Origin of the sequence: Pseudoglutamicibacter albus (assembly GCF_031458175.1) — a bacterium.
Classification (GTDB): Bacteria; Actinomycetota; Actinomycetes; order Actinomycetales; family Micrococcaceae; genus Pseudoglutamicibacter; species Pseudoglutamicibacter albus.
In genome coordinates, this window is the sequence record NZ_JAVDXX010000001.1 from 306,024 (window position 1) to 323,763 (window position 17,740).

The following is a 17,740-nucleotide window of genomic DNA, read 5'->3' on the forward strand; positions in this document are numbered from 1 at the left end:
AGGCCAGAAGGCTAGGCCAGAAACGGGCCGCCGCATAGCACACCAAGCAAAGGAGCGCAGTGGCTGAAACACCTCAACCCCGGCACTCCTTGACCGAACCCAACTTGACCGATCCCAATCTTGAGTCAGAAGACTCTCCAGCGGGGGAGACCGCAGCGGGGGATGAAACCCTCCCCGAACTGCATCGCGGGATCCTCGACTTTGAGAAGAAGACCTATAAATATAGTGGCGCCAAAGAAGACGCGATCCGCGCCAACTTTGGACTCACAGCAACGCAGTACTACCAGATCCTCAATGGGCTCATCGACCAGCCAGTAGCCCGCCGCTATGCGCCCTACGTGGTGGAGCGGCTACAACAACAACGAGCCGCGCGCACGGCCGCCGCCGGCAACACCCGGGCAACGAGTATGGAGGGATAGGACAACCATGGCCAATCGATACCCCACCGACGAATTCGACTCAGTGCCCGAGACATCCAAACGGGTTGGCGCTCACAGGAACTGGGTTGAATTCCCGTCCCCAACTAAGCGGTTGCGGCCGCTTCTGATCGTTGGAGCGTTCGTGCTGGTGGTGGGGCTCGTGATGTACATCGTTGTGAGGCCGTGGGCCGCCGAAGCATTCGGCGACTTCAAAAAAGACGAGAAACAAACCGAGCAACCTCAAGCCTCGCCATCCACAACAGAAGAGGCGAGCGCAAGCGATACGGAATCTGAGGAACCGAGCCCGAGCGAGTCTGACACGGAAGGCTCGGGTGCCGACGGCGCTGAATCTGGAAGCGCGGACTCTGGAGGCTCCAGCTCTGAAGAAGCCGAAAGCGAAGAATCGAGCGAGTCGCCGGAGAGCAGCGAATCACCAAGTGAGGACGAGGAAAGTAGCGAGCCGGCTCGTGAAGATCGTGATGTGCCGTTGGCGGTCTATAACTCGACCAACCGTAACGGGATGGCGCGCGGTGCAGCCAACTACCTGACCCAGCAGGGCTTCCAGCCAAGAGTTGCTGGGCAGTGGAGCCGCCCCGAGAGCACGAGCCTCGTGTACTACAAGAATGAAGCTGACGCGCAGGTCGCGGCGAAGGTCGCTCGGAGCCTGGGGATCTCCGGGACGTATCAGCACCAGAACATCCCGAGCGACATCACCGTGGTGCTCGGAGCGGACTACACGCCTCGCTAGATTGCGCTGTGGGCGCACGCAAACGCATCTATCTTGCACTCTCGTGGTCAGAGTGCCAACATGGTATTAGCACTCGAGCGCGCTGACTGCCAGAAATGGTGGTTGTGTGTTTCGAGACCACTCGAGGAAGTGAGGGGCGCTACGCCCCGTACCGTCGCGGGCGCGACCTTGAGATGGGACAGAAATGCTTTCACTAGACGTTTCCGGAAAGGAACATCTGAATCCATGGCAAAGACCATTGCATTCGACGAGGAAGCACGCCGCGGACTCGAATCCGGCCTCAACCAGCTGGCCGACGCAGTCAAGGTAACCCTCGGCCCACGCGGTCGCAACGTTGTTCTGGAGAAGAAGTGGGGCGCACCCACCATCACCAACGACGGCGTCTCCATCGCAAAGGAAATCGAACTCGAAGACCCGTACGAGAAGATCGGCGCGGAGCTCGTCAAGGAAGTCGCTAAGAAGACTGACGACGTAGCAGGCGACGGCACGACCACCGCTACCGTCCTCGCCCAGGCTCTCGTGAAGGAAGGCCTTCGCAACGTAGCCGCTGGCGCTGACCCGATCGCTATCCGCCGCGGCATCGAGAAAGCTGTTGACGCGGTTACTGAGCAGCTGCTCGGCTCCGCTAAGGAGATCGAAACCAAGGAAGAGATCGCAGCAACCGCATCGATCTCCGCAGGAGATAAGCAGATCGGTGAACTGATCGCTGAAGCCCTCGACAAGGTGGGCAAGGAAGGCGTCATCACCGTCGAGGAGTCCAACACTTTCGGGCTCGACCTCGAACTTACCGAAGGTATGCGCTTCGATAAGGGCTTCATCTCTGCATACTTCGTTTCCGATGCCGAGCGTCAGGAGACCGTGCTTGAAGACCCATACATCTTGATCGTCAACTCGAAGATCTCCGCGGTCAAGGACATCGTCCCTGTCCTGGAGAAGGTCATGCAGTCCGGCAAGCCGCTGCTGATCATCGCCGAAGACGTCGAGGGCGAGCCGCTGGCAACCCTAGTTGTCAACAAGCTGCGCGGTACCTTCAAGTCCGTTGCCGTCAAGGCCCCAGGTTTCGGTGACCGCCGCAAGGCGATGCTCGCCGACATCGCGATCTTGACCGGCGGCCAGGTCATCTCCGAAGAAGTAGGCCTCTCGCTGGAGAACACGACGCTGGACATGCTGGGTACCGCCCGCAAGGTTGTTGTCACCAAGGACGAGACCACGATCGTCGAGGGCGCAGGCTCCGCCGAGGAGATCGCCGGCCGCGTTGCACAGTTGCGCGCCGAGCTGGAGGCGACCGAATCCGACTACGACCGCGAGAAGCTCCAGGAGCGCCTCGCGAAGCTCGCAGGTGGCGTGGCTGTTCTCAAGGCAGGTGCCGCAACTGAGGTCGAGCTTAAGGAACGCAAGCACCGCATCGAAGACGCCGTGCGTAACGCGAAGGCAGCCGTCGACGAGGGTATCGTCCCAGGCGGTGGCGTCGCGTTGATCCAGGCAGGCGAGAAGGCATTCGCTGGCCTCAACCTGGAAGGCGACGAAGCAACCGGTGCGAACATTGTCAAGGTCGCTATCGAGGCACCACTCAAGCAGATCGCTATCAACGCAGGCATGGAGCCAGGCGTTGTGGTTGATAAGGTCCGCGGTCTCGAGCCAGGCTTTGGCCTCAACGCCGCAACCGGCGAGTACGTCAACCTGCTCGAAGACGGCGTGAACGACCCAGTCAAGGTGACCCGCTCTGCACTGCAGAACGCGGCATCCATCGCTGGTCTGTTCCTCACCACCGAAGCCGTTGTCGCCGACATCCCTGAGAAGGCTCCAGAGATGCCAGGTGCAGACCAGATGGGCGGCATGGGCATGATGTAATGCCCGCCTAACCGTGCGGTTCACCCGAACCCGCGGAACAGGGTAGTTCCTAGAACGGGGCAACCTACAGAACACAGTTGAGGCCCCGAACACGAAGCGTGTTCGGGGCCTCAACTGTTTCACCTTGGCTCTACGTTCACCTCTGCTCTAGAAGAGATGAGCGCGGCGATCAGCCCGAACAGGACACCTGCGATAGGCCAGATCACCCAAGCCGTGCTCCACGCGTCGAACGCGAACGCCCACACAAGGAAGACCAAAGTGGCAAAGCACCAGTAAGGGCCGGCGATCCGGTCGATCTTGCGGCGGGCCTCCAACTTCTCCGGCGCGTAGTCGCGCGTTGAGGTCAACTGGTTATAGGCGCTACGTTCAATCCCGCCGATAGTCAGGAAGGCAACACCAATACCAGTGAGTGGGAAGAGGATCATCAAACCGACCTGATGGAAGCGTTCAGGGGTTGTTGAAGCATCGGCTTCCGCGCCGCAAATAGCCATTGCAGCTACCGCCAGAATGATGAGCGCCACGCCAGCGCCCATCAAGAAGCTAGTGCGCGTTGAACGTTGCTTCTTCTCTCTTTCGTATGCGAGCAGAACATTCGGTTCAAGATCAACTGAGTCGAACTCGTTGAGACTGACTCCATTACGGGAAGAGCCAGATACGAAGAACAGGGCAACACCGATCGCCACGGAAACGAACAGGCCAGCCAAACCGACAGACAGTGGAGATAACGGGCCGGTATTCGTGAAGAACGCACCGCGCGGTGAATCATTGGCTATGCCGAACGTAGCGATGAAACCGCACCCCAGCAGGATGAGGAAGACCCCTACCGCGACGAAGCGAGCGGTGCGGCGGCGCTGACGTAAGAAGTTCTCAGCGTCCACTTTCGAAAGGTGTACCGAAGATTCTCGGGAGGTTTCGAATTCGGTGCGGATCCCCAGCTCATCAGCGAGTTCGTCCAGGTTGCCGAACTGCGTGATGACCTTACCCACGGCTTCGTTGTCGCTTGCCCCAGAATTACGAAGTTCTGTGTACCGGTCTTCGCACATCTGTAGCAGTTCGGATCGGGCCCGCCTGACCTCACGGGAATCAGGCAGTGCATTGAACATGTTTTCGATGTAGCTCTGGATTGCGTTCATGATAGCTCCTCATTCCTGATGAAAAGACTGACCATCTCGACGGTGGCAAGCCACTCTTGGCACCGTGCCAGGTAAAAGCTGCGGCCATCGTCGGTGATTCGGTAGTAGGTGCGGGGGCGGCCGGTCTCCGAAGCCCCTTTGAAGGATTCGAGAGAACCTGCGTTCTCTAGCCTGCGCATGGCCGAATACAGCGTGGTCTCCTTGATGCTGTAGCGCCCGGCTGCCCGGTTTTCGATGTGCTTGGATATCGCGTATCCGTATGAAGGTTCATCCCAGACGCATTCGAGAACAAGAATGTCGATCACGCCGCGGATGACATCTCCGCTGATCATGTCATCTCCGTTCCTCGTGTCTGATGTCTCACATCTGATCCTACACGTGACGTACTATGTCTGCCATAGTATGAGGGGTAAATTTTAGGGCGGACCAAGGAAAAGTCTCCTGATCCGCCCTCGTTGCGGTAGCGGTCTAGCTAATGATGGATGTTCAAGCGGGCCAGCTCTCCAGCGATATTAGACCTTGCTTTAGCTTCCCAGTTCTGTACCGCGAAATCCGTGATGTAGAGCTGCGGTGTTGCCAGCATTCCCTTCAAAATACGGGTTCGTCCCGCAACGAAATCCTCGTCAGGAACGTGCGCGTATTCGTTGCGGACATCCAAAACATAGCGCTGATAACCGGCGTGGGGGCGCGCCAGAACAGACAAATCCGCATCCAGCAACACGCTCACTCCTGCATCAACCTCGCCCCGCCCCTGAACTGCCTCCCGAGCGTAAGCGGCGTGATCAGCGGTTGCCAGGATCGCGCGATAAACACGGTGCACAACATCATGCTCCACGACACCCTGGAGCTGTTGAGCCGCTAATTCGGCTGATGCGTGTTCGTCCTCGCCAGGTTTGCCCTCGTAGACCGCGTCATGCCACCACGCGGCCAAACGCGCGGTACGCACGGCGGTTCGGCCACCGTGCATATCATCCATACCGGAAGATGTTGCGATCGTGTTGATGCTGGCGAGCACCTGATTCAAATGCCGCAGGTCGTGATAGCGGCGGTGCGGTTCCTTCCACCGCTCAAGCAACCCACGGCACAACCCTGCCTGCCCCGGCAAGAGGCGCTCGAATTCGCTCGCCAGGCGGGTTTCAATACGCTCGATGCGATCACGTGCTGGAACGCGCAAGCCTGAGTCCCGCAACCTCCTAGTCAGCTCAGCAGCTGAGACTGGGACCGCGCCCAGTGCGATGAGGGATTCATAGACTCGCAGTGGGACGTCGTAATGGTCATGGTCGAAAGCCTGCTGAGGAAGACCCGCGCGCTGCGCAAACGCGTGAAGCTCCTCCAAAGACGTATCTGACACCACATGTGAAAAGTGGGTTCCGTGGGCCGGCCACACGGGAGGATCAATCAGAATCGTCATGCACCCCAGCCTAGAGGGCGCCGCCCGAGGTTGGCGGCACCACCGCGGCCGGGATACCTTCAGCGTGATGCAAGGCTACTGAGCGAACAGGCTCATGTTCGCCTGCTCAACCTGGTCATACTGTTCAGAGGCACGCGTGAGAGCAGCGGAAATCTGAGACAGTGACTCTTCAACGCGGGCCTGGGTGGCCCGCCACTGCGCAACGATGTTTTGAAAGTTAGCGGACGCCGAACCGCTCCACGTGCCCTGCAGTTCAGTGAGCGAAGCACGCATGCTATCGACCTCAGCACGTACACGTTCCGCGGTAGCCAAAACAGCTGCCGACTTCTGCCGCATGAGTCCAGTATCGGTTGCGAACATTGCCATGGTGAAAACCTCCACAAATTGGAATGGTGTTGATTCAGGTCCGTTCTTGGCCCTGGTCACCACGTTATGAAAACACCGACTCGACTCGGTCGCATCACCAAAAGATGTGGACAAGTACGGGAGTCTGAGCCCCTGTGAATAACGGGACGGCGCAGTTGGCGCTTCTGCAACCCTCACACTACTGTTGCGAAGCTTCTAACTCTCTGGGGGAGGTGGCGGCATCAAGCGACCAGAAACCCCAGGCACGGCGTCGTTGCCGCTGTCATCCGGTCGGTCGCTGTCACCCAGGTTGCCGGTGTCACCCAGGTTGCCGCTGTCGTCGTCAGTGTCGTCATCGCTGTCGTCGTAGCTGTCTTCCATCTCTGAAAGCTCAATCCTCGGCAAGCGCAACTCGAGTGTGGCCCCACCACCGGGGGTATCAGTGATCACGACGCTGCCGTCGTGCTGTTTAGCGATCGCCGCAACAATCGCCAGGCCCAGACCGGTGCCTCCGGTCTCACGGTCACGTGACTCATCACCGCGATAGAACCGCTCAAAAATACGGTGCGCATCCTCCGGCTTAATACCTGGGCCATGATCCACGATCGCAAGAACCACGACGTCATGCCCCTCAACCACCGAACGGGAACCCACTGCAACCTCAATCGGGGAGCCCTCCGGCGTATACCGCATCGCGTTCGTCATGAGGTTCACCAAAACCTGACGCAGCTTCGCCTCATCTCCGCGCGTCGGCGCAGAAACAGGAGGCTCGCCATCGATCCCTACCAAACTGATGGTCCGATCAGGTGCGCTCACGCGGGCATCAGCCACCGCATCGTGCGCAAGAATCAGCAAATCTACTTCCTGCGATTCCAGCGGGCGTTCTTCATCCAGGCGAGCCAGCGTCAACAAGTCCTCAACCAACTGAGTCATCCGCTTAGCTTCAGACTCGACCCGGCCCATCGCCTGATCCAACGGCTCACCAACAGGGATGCCGCCGTGACGATACAGTTCCGAATAGCCGCGGATCGTCACCAACGGCGTTCGTAACTCGTGCGAGGCGTCCTGGATGAAGCGCCGCATCTTCTCCTCGGAAACCTGCTGTGCCTTGAACGCGGACTCAATCCGGGACAACATGACGTTCAAAGACTCCGAAAGGCTACCGACTTCGGTCTCCAGCGGGTACTTGGGCACACGCAATGACAAGTCACCGCCAGCGATCTTCGCGGCGGTCCGCTCAACATCGGACAACGGCTTGAAGGCCCGCGTTGTGATGACGTAGCCCACCAGCGACATCACCATGGTCGCGAGCGTGCCAGCAACCAAGATAGAGGCCGTCGCCTGCTCAACCGTGCGCACCGTATCCCGTAACGGCCACGCAATCACCATGGTGCCTGGACGGTCCGAACGCATCACGGCTTTGACACGCCAACCACGCGAGGTCGGGTCGGTGCCAGCCACCGTGAAAGGGCGCCGGTCATGCTCATATACAACTTCAGCGGTGACCGAGGGGAGCGCTGGCTGATCCACCGTCCCGACACCCTTCGTCAGAACAGCCTCGCCGTTCTCGTCATACAGCTGACCAAAGAACGTCAACGCGTTCGGTGAAGTACCCGTCACCCGGTCCGAACCTGTACGTAACGCAACCTCGAGGCCCGTCTGCAGCTCACCTATGTTGGTTGCTAAGTCACGGTCCACCCGCTCCATCAACGCCGCTTGGGTTGTCTGCGCGGTGCCCCACGCCGTCACAGCGATGCCGGCCATCATGAGGCCAGCCATCATCGCAACGAGCTTAGACCGAAGCGAAATGCGGCGAAGAGTACGGCGAAACCAGTCCAGCAAAGAGACAGAACCTATCGCTTTTCAGGGGTGCGCAACAAATAGCCGACACCCCGCTTGGTGTGAATCAGTGGCTCCCAATCATGCGGAGCATCCACCTTGCGGCGTAGATATGAAATATAGGATTCGACGATCGATGCGTCACCGTTGAAGTCGTACTCCCATACGTGATCCAGAATCTGGGCTTTCGAAAGCACACGGTTCGGGTTCATCATGAGATAACGCAACAGCTTGAACTCGGTAGGGGAGAGGTCAATGGTCTCGCCACGGCGGCGAACCTCGTGCGCGTCATCATCAAGCTCAAGATCAGCCACCCTTAGGATCTCGTTCTCCATCTCAGGCTGGGTACGGCGCAACACGGCACGGATGCGGGCAACTACCTCATCCAGCGAGAACGGTTTGGTCACATAGTCGTCACCACCGACCGTGAGCCCCGTGACTTTATCGCTCGTGTCATCACGCGCCGTCAAAAACACGACAGGGAAGTGCCGGCCTGTTTCACGTAGGCGACGCGTCACCTCGAAGCCATCAAGGTCAGGCAACATGACGTCCATGACCGCAAGGTCAGGTTCCTCGCGCTCTACCGCGGCGAGAGCCTCCTGGCCGGTGCCCGCCGCAACCACGTCAAAACCAGCGAAACGCAATGAGGTAGCAAGGAGCTCACGAATGTTTGGCTCGTCATCAACAACGAGCAACTTAGCTTCAGATGCGTTGGGTTTCATGGGCTTATTATGGCGCCGGAAGCTGGATGTTTGCTGAACGGTAGCAGGACGCCAGCCAGATGCTTGCTGGATGAAGAAGTGACCGCGTTAGGAATGCTGCAAGGAGTGAAGCGCGGCCGATGCTAGGGCGCTAGCGCATCGTTATTCTTCAGGATGTGAGTGCGCAACGCGGCGGTTCGCGCGGGAGCGTTCAACGGCACCCCACACAATCAGGATCATGACGCCAGCGAAAGCGGTAGGCAGGCCCCATAAACCAACCGCAGTGAAGTAACGGCCAAAGCCAAGACCTAAGAAGTAGTCGACCAAGATGCCGAGCAGAGCGAACAAGCTGACCACGCCGGCGATCGCCGTCATAACTAGGACGGCCGTCCACACTGGGCGGCTCGCTGTCTTCACATCGGCGGCTTGTTCGGGGGAATCCAGCGGTGCCTGAGCGTCCTCGGTGAATACTTCACCTGCGCCCTCGGCGGGGCTTGCGTGGCTAGAGTCTTGGCCAAAATTCTGCTGCGTCATCAGTGCAATGGTAGCGCTAAACAATGTCGTAGGCTTAAAAGTCAAGAACGTTGTGAACACGCGGCCATCCGGGATCCCGTGTGACGCTAAGGAGGAAACGTGGCCCGTAAACCGAAACTCGATTCGGTGCTGGCGGAAGCCAAAACGCAGGCCCGCGACGCGTTGCTTGAACACGAGCCTGAAACGGTTGTGGGCGAACACCTGGAGGCGGTCGCGGAAGATTCCCGCGTGGTGACCCACTATTTTGAATGCATCCAGGACGGCTATGTGGGTTGGCGTTGGTACGTGACGTTGACCCGCCCACCCCGCGGGAAGACCCCCACCGTCAATGAGTCTGGCTTGGTTCCTGGCGACGGGGCTCTTTTGGCGCCGGATTGGGTTCCGTGGGAAGAACGGATGCGCGCGTATAAAGAGGAGCAAGCCGCTAAGAGGGAAGCCGAAGAGGCTGAAGAGCAAACGCGACACGGGGCTGAGGCCGATGAAGGCGCCAGCGAAACTGGAGACGACGCGGATGATGCTCCACGCCGCGCACACAGTGATGTGGCCGATGCGGAAGTTGAGGCAGAAGAAGACTCAGCTGCTGAAGACGCGACCGGCGATGCGGACGTTGAAGAAGACCTTACGGGCAAGGCAGCCGGTGGTGCTCCAGGGAACCGTGCGGCTCGTCGCGAAGCGTTGCAGCGTCGTCGCCGGCGCCGTCGCCGCCGTGGCCACCGGAGCAACAAGAAAAGCTAGGCACCAGGTTTTCGGTACCCGTGAACGGTAACGCGGGACACTGAACCAATAGCTGCAGTGTTAAACGTTGTTGGGGCGAGGAAGATCCTCGCCCCAACAACGTTTAAATCCTAAAAAGGTTAGCTACCTCGGGTTAGCGGTTCTCCAGGATGAAGTCGATGGCTCGGGTGAGCTTACGGACATCCTCTGGCTCAACGTTGACGAACGTAGCGATACGCAGCTGGTTGCGTCCCAGCTTGCGGTACGGTTCCGTGTCAACAATGCCGTTGGCGCGCAGAGCCTTAGCGAGCCAGGCTGCGTCGACAGAATCATCGAAGTCGATGGTGCAGATCACCTGCGAACGGTCCTGAGCCCGTTCAACGAACGCGTTCGCGAGGCTGTGGGAATCAGCCCAGTCGTAGATGATCTGGCTTGACTCAGCGGTGCGGGCCGTAGCCCAATCCAAGCCGCCGTTCTCATTCATCCACTTCAGCTGAGCATCGAAAGACACCAACGTTGGAAGCGAAGGCGTGTTATAGGTCTGGTTCTTCGCCGAGTTATCCACGGCCGTCTTGAGGTTCAGGAACGCGGGAACCCAACGGCCAGACTCAGCGATCCGCTCCACACGATCGAGCGCGCGGGGCGACATGATCGCAACCCACAGGCCGCCATCGGAACCGAAGTTCTTCTGCAGCGAGAAGTAGTAGACGTCAGTTTCCTTGACATCCACCGGCAAGCCACCGGCCGCGGACGTGCCATCAACAAGCAGTAGCGCGTCCTCTGAGATCTCTGCCGGACGCTTCACTCCAGCCGCGGCACCAGTTGAGGTTTCGTTATGAGGCCACGCGTACACATCGGCGTCCGAGGCCTGAGCCTCCGGGACCGTACCGGGCTCCGACTCGATCACCTCAGGATCCTCCAGGAACGGCGCCGCCTGGGTAGCGGAAGCGAACTTGCCACCGAACTCCCCGAACACCAAATGCTGGGCCTTACGCTCAACCAAACCGAACACGGCGGCATCCCAAAACGCGGTAGCGCCACCGAGCCCCAACACCACCTGGTAGCCCTCAGGGATAGAGAAGAGCTGCGCGACACCCTCCTGGACCGACTTCACAAGGTTCTTCACCGGCGCCTGCCGGTGCGACGTCCCCAATAGGTCCCTATGATCAACAATGGCCTGAACCTGAGCATCACGCACCTTGGACGGGCCAGCGCCGAAACGGCCATCAACAGGAATCATGTCTGCAGGGATGCGGGGAAACTCGCTCACTCATACTCCTAGCTCGGGAACGTCAGTTTCGATTGGCAGCCGAAACCGTGTTCCTTCAGTCTCTCGCATCCCAGCTGGATTCCCCGGGTTCTGGTCAGCTTTATGACTCAGGCCGCTTCATGTCTCAGGCAGGTTGATCAGCGCCCGATGCGGTGTCCGGCTTGGTGACTTTATGTACAACAGCTAAAAGACCCCATAGCCCAGCGCTGAGGATTCCCAGGGTTGCAGTGGCCCAGTGAGGGACAGTCTCAGCGGCTGTGAGGACAAAACCAACCGCCAGCACCGAAAACACGGACGCGGCAACACCCACGGCAAAACCTCGTGTGGGGGAGTTGCGGGCAACCTCCGCTATGGCGAAGACTCCCGCCAACACTGCGCCGGCGGCGGCCGCCACGGCCACTAAAGGCAAGCCGTTCGCTCCAGTGAAAATGGAACCGAAAGCACAGCAGGCAGCGATGAAGATTTTCAGTCCGGTCGAATATTCCATCTCTTTCTCCACCTCCACACTGGGTTTAGTTCATTTAACGACATCGGAAACGAAAACGAAAGCACTGCTGGGAAGCGGAAACGGACTAGGGTTTAATACATGAGAGCCCCGCGGGGCCTGGTGGCGGGTTGGAGACGCTCACCATTGCCTGTGAGGTAACGCCACCACATGCGTGTGGGCAAACGCGTGTGGTGGGCTAATGCATAAGGAGCAGTTGCACGGCATGTCTGAACTCATCGATACAACAGAGATGTATCTGCGCACGGTTTTGGAACTTCAAGAAGAAGGCATCCCACCCATGCGTGCGCGCATCGCTGAACGTTTAGGCCACTCCGGCCCAACTGTGTCCCAAACCGTTGCCCGCATGGAACGCGACGGCCTCCTACTGCTGGACGAGCACCGGCATCTCACCTTCACCCCACTGGGCCGCGAACGCGCGATCTCCGTGATGCGTAAACACCGGCTCGCCGAACGGCTGTTAGCTGACGTGATCGGCCTTGACTGGGAATTCGTGCATGAAGAAGCGTGCCGTTGGGAGCACGTCATGAGTGACCGTGTGGAAGAACGCATCGCAGAAATCCTCGATGACCCATCCGTTTCCCCATACGGAATCCGCATCCCAGAAGCAACAGATCAAGGCGAGTCGCACATCCCAGGGACCAACCTGGAGAAAGCCGTCGCAGACTCCGGCACATATAAAGGGGAGGTCCTGGCGCTCGCCGAAACCCTCCAGGTTGACCCGGTCCTAATGGGGCAACTGCGTGACGGTGGCATCAAACCGCAGGCACGCATCAGCGCAGACACCAAAGAGGATTACATTGTGGTGCGCGTCGATGGCGTGGAAGGTGCTTTAGAGCTTCCACCGGAAGTTTCAGCACACATTTTCGTAGCACAGTAGCTTCACAGCTCGCTGCTATAACGGCCGGGTAACGTCACACTTAATACTTCGGGTGATACCGGTCTGCTGGTGGCGAAGCGCTTGCATAAGCGTGGTCTAAATCGGCGCAGGCTTCCCGCTTTGTTATCAAATTGTAACTTTTGTCGAAAATCGTTACGATGATGAGCCAGGGGGAAGTCCTAAATTTACCCCCGCAAACCTCCTCAAGGGAAAAGGTGAGTGCTGCATGCATCAGCAGGCCATGCTGACGCCGACCAGGCGCCGGGCGCGCCGCGCAGCGATACCGGTTAAAAAAGCGCCCATCATGAAATCAAACGAGGCGCGCCGCTTCACAGGCTCGTCCCGCTACGGGTTCACCCCAAAGAGAGCCGCGCTGGAAGCATTCGAAGCGCGCGCACTGCAAGCCATGTTCGACGCTGAGGCGGAAGCTCCGCGCCCCGTCCGCGCCATGGCAGTCACCCGGGTGCACAGCACTCCCGCGCGGAACAGCAGCACGCCAACGCGCGCTACTTCAGGCGCGCCAAAGCGCGTTACGCCAAGCACGCCAGAACGCGTCGCGCCTGGGCATCTCGCACGGCCCCGCGGCGCAGTACCTGCCGCATCGAACATCCGCGACTTTGAACCCCGCAGCGCACGCCGCTCTAAGAACGCACGCGCAGCCCGCAAGCTGAACGACTACAGCGGCGCAATCGGCAACATTCCGCAACGCGCCGCAGTGGCCGCAGCGTCCGCCGGCCTGGTCGCACTGTTGGTTATGCCAAACCACAGCGCACAGAAGAACAGTGAACTCAGCGTAGAGCGAACAGCGCAAACGCTTCCAAAGGTCGGTGACGTCACCGCACCGACCGTGCCGCAGACCTTCGCGCACGTACAGGCTCAGGCCGTGGCTCCGGAGACCCTGGCGGAAATCCTTGAAGCTGCCGGTGGTGCCAGCAACCTGACCACCGAACAGCGGCAGGGACTCTTGTCCCACCCTGTCAACCCAGTCCGCATCACGTCGCCATTCGGTAACCGCCCGGACCCATGGGGTAGCGGGCGCATCGTTGGCCACGTAGGTCAGGACTATGCGACCAGCTGCGGCCAGCCGGTATATGCAACCGGACCGGGAACCGTGGTTCAGGCTGAATCCGCAGGCCACTCTGGCATGCGCGTAACGATTGATCACGGTTACGGCCTTGAAACGGCGTACAGCCACAACACTTCCTTCAAGGTGAAGGTAGGCGACAAGGTGGATACCGGCGATGTGATCGCATTGGCCGGCAGCACAGGCAACTCAACGGCTTGTCACGTGCACTACGAAGTCATTGTCGACGGAGAATTCACTAACCCAGCCAGCTGGGTTGGCAGGCCAGAATAGGGCTCTTGTAGCCCTGTGATCACAAACCCGTGATCAAAATGTGACAATTCAATAACGATGCAGTATTGTTATGAAAGTCGGGTAGAGACATCGACTCGACAACAGCTCGGAGCCGAACACTGCCCCGGGCTTAAACAAACCGAACACTCATAGGCAGTGGCGGGGGAACCAAACTTTGGGGCTAAGACGCTCCTAGGGGTAAAGCGGGAAACCGCCGAGAGACTCCCTCTCGAACCCGACAGCTCACTCCGCAGGCACAGGGAGAGGTAATTTAGAAGTGACCAAGCGTATTGACAAGGGACGCCACCGCGCGGCCGTATCCGCTAGCTCATTCGAGGTTCTTAGCCGTGCAGTTGCGTCCAACGCAGGTGCAATGGGTCGCCAGGCAGCAGTCGTTGCTGCAGCGAGCGGTCTCGTTGTAACCCTCGGCGTAACCGGCGCGAACGCCAGCAAGCAGGACGAAGCAGCAGCGACCCCTGAAGCGAACAAGACCCTCAACATCGAGCGCACCTCGGCTGTCAAGCCAGCTGACGTCGCTGCGGTCAAGGCTCAGGGCAAGTCTGCTCCAGTCGCAACTGTCAAGGTAAAGGCAACCCCAGCCCCAGTTGTTGAGGAAGAAGCCCCAAGCACCGAAGAGACTCAGTCCTCGGCTAGCCAAGCCAACAACACTCAGGGTTCGGCAAACCAGTCCCGTAACAGCCAGGCTGCATCCAACCAGTCCTCGGCATCCCAGACTCGCGACGAGAACGGCCTGACTGAAGCTGACTACGCGGCACAGACCACCGCCAACGGCAGCACCGCAGCTCCAGCCGCACCGGCTCCTGCACCTAAGGCCACCAAGGCAGACGACTCGACCCCGAAGCCTTCCTCCGGCATCGCAGCAACCGCACTGTCCTACCAGGGTGCGCCATACGTTTGGGGCGGCAACACCCCAGCTGGCTGGGACTGCTCCGGCTTTGTCCGCTACGTCTACGCACAGCACGGCATCAACCTGCAGGGCCGCTCGACCCACGCGATGCTCGCATCCGGTCAGCTCAAGCGCGTATCCAATCCGCAGCCGGGCGACCTCGTATTCCAGAACGGCAACAACCACGTTGCTATCTACATCGGTAACGGCAAGGTCATCGGCGCCCAGAACCCTAAGGTTGGCACCGTGATTCGCCCAGCTAACTCGCCATACGGCCCACTCAGCGGCTACTACCGCGTAGGCTAAGAGGCTCAAGCTGAACGGCCCACGAAGCTATAACAGCGAAGGCCGTAACAATACCTAAACGAGAAGGGGCGGAACCTGAAAAAGGTTCCGTCCCTTCCGGCGTTTAAACCAAAAATCTAGGCGCTGCCCTCAACCGACGTTCACGTGCATAGAACTTGGCGACCTCGTGCCTAGCTGTTAACAATCCGTGGAAGAACATGCTCACGCAAAAGAGGAGCAATGCTCATATCTTCAAGCGCTTCGGCCGGATCCCGCCACGCGATCTCCGCGAGCTCCGCATCCGCACACACCGAGCCATCGACATCTTCGACATAATCAACATCAAACAAATAAGCTATCAATGGAGTATTTGCTTCATTCGCGGCCCAGCCTTGCCACACACCCCGGTGTGTAAACCTAGACTGGGGGAGAAACAAGCCGATCTCTTCGCTCAGCTCCCTAACTGCAGCCTCAACAGGTTGCTCGCCGGGTTCAGGCTTACCGCCAGGCTGCATCCACTTAGACGTACCCTTTTTACGAACTAAAAGGATCCGCCCGGACGTGTCAAGCACCCGGACAGCTGAAACAGTGATTGGCTTGTTAATAGAATCTTGATGTGTCGATGTCATATGAGTCGATGCCATGGCCACACGGGCATGAAGGAGAATGGTTTCTAATGAGTCCAGCGAACGGTCAGAGCCGCATTGCGGACTTTAACCAGGCTATGGTCCTAGCCGCCATCCGCGCTACCGACGAAGGTGTGTCGCGGGTAGAACTCGCAGAAAGCACAGGCTTATCCGCGCAAACCATCTCCAACGTGGTGCGCCGGCTCATCAATGACGGCTGGGCCCAAGAATCCGGCCGTGTGATCCACGGCCCGGGCAAGCCCCGCACCAAGCTACAGCTCGTACCGGACCGGTGCATCGCCGTCGGGATCCACGTAGATTTCTCCGCAGTCGAGTTGGTGCTCATCAACCTCCATGGTGAGGTCCTCACACAGCGCCGGGACCCTTTCGGGGAGAACTGGGCTTCCGTGGACGTGCAGGTGGCTGAAGTACAGCAGCACATTGCCGAAATGCTGGAGGCAACCGGCTTCGGGATGGACAAGCTACTCGGCGTGGGAATCGCATCCTCCGGTTACATCAACACAGAGACCGGCGTGATGTACCACCCGTACATCTGGGACGACGGTTACGCGATCGTTGAACCCCTCAAAGATGCACTCAACTGCCCGGTCTACCTCGTCCGAGACATGGTTGCTGCGACCGTAGCGGAGCGTTGGGTGGGGATCGGACGTACAGATTCGCACTTCATGACCGTCTATGTTGGTGCAGGGCTCGGCGCCGGGTTCGTCTCTGACCACCACGTGGTGGTGGGGCACCGCGGAAACGCCGGGGACTTCACCCACCTGGAAGTCCCATACACCCAAGAAGAGACCTGCCCTAAATGTGGGGCCAACAACTGCCTCTACATCAACCTTGAACCCCCAGCATTGAAGCGGCTGTTCGCATCTGAAGGTGCCGAGCTGCCAGAGTTGGAAGGGATCCCGCCGTATGCGGAAGCAGAGGTTCTGTTGGCGCAGATCACTGACGCCTCGAACGACTCGGAAGCCGTGAAACGTGTACGGGAGCACCTTTCAACGCTGATCGGCGACTGCGTTGGCAAGATTGTAGGCCTGCTCGATCAAGACAAAGTGGTTGTTTCCGGGCCGCTGTGGGAACACGTCCGCAAAGACTACGGGGAAGGCGTAGCCGAACAAGTCCGCTCCCGTGCCGAAGGCGTAGTCGGGGCGCCGGTTGAGGTTGTGCCGACCGAGCTCGGCCCAGGGATCGCCCCACTAGGTGCTGCTTGTGTAGTGCTCGATGCGGGACTCATGCCACGCTGCACGTTCACCGCAAAACGGTAAACAGGCAAACGCGCTGAGCGGTGCAAGCGGTTGCGGAATCGGTCGCTCCAACAGTCGCGCCACTTGTCAGTGCCGTCGGATGTCAGTGCCGCGACTCTTAGTGCCGCAACGCTTAGTGCTGCGACTATTTGGTGCCCCTGGCGGGATTCGAACCCACGGCCTTCCCTTTAGGAGAGGGACGCTCTATCCATCTGAGCTACAGAGGCTTACGTGTTCGTACGCATCGTGATGCACGGAAGCGACAACACGCCTTGTTCATTCTAGCGCCTACTGCGCGCCATCATAGTTCGGGTCATTCCAGCGTTTACGGAACTCGGTGATAAACCACACCACCGGCAGCACGATGACGCAGACGGTGATGACAGCTAACAGTACCCAACGGATGAGGCCGATCACGGCGGTCGCGGTCACCAGTGTGGACCCTGTTGCTGAGAGCATTTCGTCGATCATGATGTGGCTTGCGATGCTGACCGGGATGAATGCGAGGCACGCCCAGATCAGTGTCTGCTTGATGGCTTTGTTCGCAGGCCCCACGAGTGCCGCTACGGCGGCGCCTGCAGCAGCTACGAAAACAGTGAACAGCGTGCCCGCTGCCATGTGTGCGCCCGAGAGCAGCACATGGTGGTCCTTGTTCATCGCAGAACGGATGCCATCCACGGTTGCCGTATCAAACCAGAACAAATGATCAGGCAGGACCGTTCCAACAGCCTGATGCAGTTGAGGCAAGGTGTTCCCGTGGAAATACCACGTCAGTACGGCGGCGGCCACGACGAGCGCGATCACAAACGAACGCGGGCTCATGTTATTGCGTGTGTCGTTGGGATCAGCGCCATGAGGGCTGTGGTTCGCGGCAGAACGCTGGGGCACAGGGGCATTCTTACGGGCAGGGGAATGGCTCGGGCGACGACGTTTACGGGACATGCTTTCTATTATGG

19 protein-coding genes, 1 tRNA gene and 1 riboswitch are annotated in these 17,740 nt (G+C 59.2%); of the genes, 8 read left to right on the forward strand and 12 right to left on the reverse strand.

Features of this window, described 5'->3' with window-relative positions; genetic code table 11:
* Positions 1–59 precede the first annotated feature (59 nt).
* The 3 genes from J2S67_RS01300 to groL all read left to right on the forward strand — a co-directional run bounded on the left by J2S67_RS01300 (position 60) and on the right by groL (position 3,018).
* Positions 60–419 carry a DUF3263 domain-containing protein gene (locus J2S67_RS01300; protein WP_052048267.1) on the forward strand — a complete coding sequence of 120 codons (360 nt, stop codon included), beginning with the start codon at positions 60–62 and terminating at the stop codon, positions 417–419.
* 7 nt (positions 420–426) lie between these two features.
* Positions 427–1,167 carry a LytR C-terminal domain-containing protein gene (locus J2S67_RS01305; RefSeq protein ID WP_070490114.1) on the forward strand — a complete coding sequence of 247 codons (741 nt, stop codon included), beginning with the start codon at positions 427–429 and terminating at the stop codon, positions 1,165–1,167.
* 225 nt (positions 1,168–1,392) lie between these two features.
* On the forward strand, positions 1,393–3,018 hold the full coding sequence (groL, locus tag J2S67_RS01310) for a chaperonin GroEL (RefSeq protein WP_310245553.1): 1,626 nt from the start codon (positions 1,393–1,395) through the stop codon (positions 3,016–3,018).
* Positions 3,019–3,137: 119 nt separating this feature from the next.
* Here groL and J2S67_RS01315 read toward each other — a convergent pair whose 3' ends face one another.
* The 7 genes from J2S67_RS01315 to J2S67_RS01345 form a co-directional block, all read right to left on the reverse strand.
* Complete coding sequence (locus tag J2S67_RS01315) at positions 3,138–4,151, reverse strand: permease prefix domain 1-containing protein (protein WP_310245556.1); 1,014 nt, start codon at positions 4,149–4,151, stop codon at positions 3,138–3,140.
* The gene (locus J2S67_RS01320; RefSeq protein ID WP_035754853.1) at positions 4,148–4,483 is read right to left on the reverse strand and encodes a PadR family transcriptional regulator; all 336 of its coding nucleotides are present in this window, start codon (positions 4,481–4,483) and stop codon (positions 4,148–4,150) included. The genes J2S67_RS01315 and J2S67_RS01320 overlap by 4 nt, the downstream gene beginning before the upstream one ends.
* A 140-nt stretch (positions 4,484–4,623) precedes the next feature.
* The gene (locus J2S67_RS01325; RefSeq protein WP_035754855.1) at positions 4,624–5,562 is read right to left on the reverse strand and encodes a DUF4031 domain-containing protein; all 939 of its coding nucleotides are present in this window, start codon (positions 5,560–5,562) and stop codon (positions 4,624–4,626) included.
* A gap of 75 nt (positions 5,563–5,637) precedes the next feature.
* Entirely contained in the window at positions 5,638–5,928 is a 291-nt protein-coding gene (locus J2S67_RS01330; protein WP_035754858.1) for a WXG100 family type VII secretion target, read from the reverse strand.
* 195 nt (positions 5,929–6,123) lie between these two features.
* Positions 6,124–7,749 (reverse strand): sensor histidine kinase, encoded by a 1,626-nt coding sequence (locus tag J2S67_RS01335; RefSeq protein WP_310245563.1) that lies wholly within the window; start codon positions 7,747–7,749, stop codon positions 6,124–6,126.
* 11 nt (positions 7,750–7,760) lie between these two features.
* The gene (locus J2S67_RS01340) at positions 7,761–8,468 is read right to left on the reverse strand and encodes a response regulator transcription factor (RefSeq protein ID WP_035754860.1); all 708 of its coding nucleotides are present in this window, start codon (positions 8,466–8,468) and stop codon (positions 7,761–7,763) included.
* 141 nt (positions 8,469–8,609) lie between these two features.
* A complete protein-coding gene (locus J2S67_RS01345; protein ID WP_310245567.1) occupies positions 8,610–8,981 on the reverse strand; it encodes a hypothetical protein in 372 nt (123 codons plus the stop codon).
* Positions 8,982–9,080: 99 nt separating this feature from the next.
* Between J2S67_RS01345 and J2S67_RS01350 the strand changes: the two genes are divergently transcribed.
* Entirely contained in the window at positions 9,081–9,716 is a 636-nt protein-coding gene (locus J2S67_RS01350) for a DUF3027 domain-containing protein (protein WP_070507684.1), read from the forward strand.
* Between the two features lie 133 nt (positions 9,717–9,849).
* On the opposite strand, the gene serC is transcribed toward J2S67_RS01350, so the two are convergent.
* On the reverse strand, positions 9,850–10,935 hold the full coding sequence (serC, locus tag J2S67_RS01355) for a phosphoserine transaminase (protein ID WP_310248646.1): 1,086 nt from the start codon (positions 10,933–10,935) through the stop codon (positions 9,850–9,852).
* Positions 10,936–11,089: 154 nt separating this feature from the next.
* Positions 11,090–11,452, reverse strand: coding sequence for a hypothetical protein (locus J2S67_RS01360; protein ID WP_035754866.1), 363 nt, complete (start codon positions 11,450–11,452; stop codon positions 11,090–11,092).
* A 223-nt stretch (positions 11,453–11,675) separates the two neighbouring features.
* Here J2S67_RS01360 and J2S67_RS01365 point away from each other — a divergent pair, with 223 nt between their 5' ends.
* The 3 genes from J2S67_RS01365 to J2S67_RS01375 all read left to right on the forward strand — a co-directional run bounded on the left by J2S67_RS01365 (position 11,676) and on the right by J2S67_RS01375 (position 14,920).
* Positions 11,676–12,350, forward strand: coding sequence for a metal-dependent transcriptional regulator (locus tag J2S67_RS01365; RefSeq protein WP_070490094.1), 675 nt, complete (start codon positions 11,676–11,678; stop codon positions 12,348–12,350).
* 304 nt (positions 12,351–12,654) lie between these two features.
* Entirely contained in the window at positions 12,655–13,707 is a 1,053-nt protein-coding gene (locus J2S67_RS01370; RefSeq protein WP_310245571.1) for a M23 family metallopeptidase, read from the forward strand.
* Positions 13,708–13,834: 127 nt separating this feature from the next.
* A riboswitch (cyclic di-AMP (ydaO/yuaA leader) is annotated at positions 13,835–13,978 on the forward strand.
* Between the two features lie 6 nt (positions 13,979–13,984).
* Positions 13,985–14,920: a C40 family peptidase gene (locus J2S67_RS01375; RefSeq protein ID WP_070490090.1), complete on the forward strand. Its 936-nt coding sequence runs from the start codon at positions 13,985–13,987 to the stop codon at positions 14,918–14,920.
* A 170-nt stretch (positions 14,921–15,090) separates the two neighbouring features.
* Here J2S67_RS01375 and J2S67_RS01380 read toward each other — a convergent pair whose 3' ends face one another.
* A complete protein-coding gene (locus J2S67_RS01380) occupies positions 15,091–15,543 on the reverse strand; it encodes an NUDIX hydrolase (protein ID WP_232219245.1) in 453 nt (150 codons plus the stop codon).
* 32 nt (positions 15,544–15,575) lie between these two features.
* Between J2S67_RS01380 and J2S67_RS01385 the strand changes: the two genes are divergently transcribed.
* Positions 15,576–16,805: an ROK family transcriptional regulator gene (locus J2S67_RS01385; RefSeq protein WP_035754870.1), complete on the forward strand. Its 1,230-nt coding sequence runs from the start codon at positions 15,576–15,578 to the stop codon at positions 16,803–16,805.
* A 129-nt stretch (positions 16,806–16,934) separates the two neighbouring features.
* Here J2S67_RS01385 and J2S67_RS01390 read toward each other — a convergent pair.
* Positions 16,935–17,011: transfer RNA gene (locus tag J2S67_RS01390), tRNA-Arg, on the reverse strand.
* Positions 17,012–17,072: 61 nt separating this feature from the next.
* Positions 17,073–17,726 (reverse strand): hypothetical protein, encoded by a 654-nt coding sequence (locus tag J2S67_RS01395; RefSeq protein WP_310245577.1) that lies wholly within the window; start codon positions 17,724–17,726, stop codon positions 17,073–17,075.
* Positions 17,727–17,740: the final 14 nt, after the last annotated feature.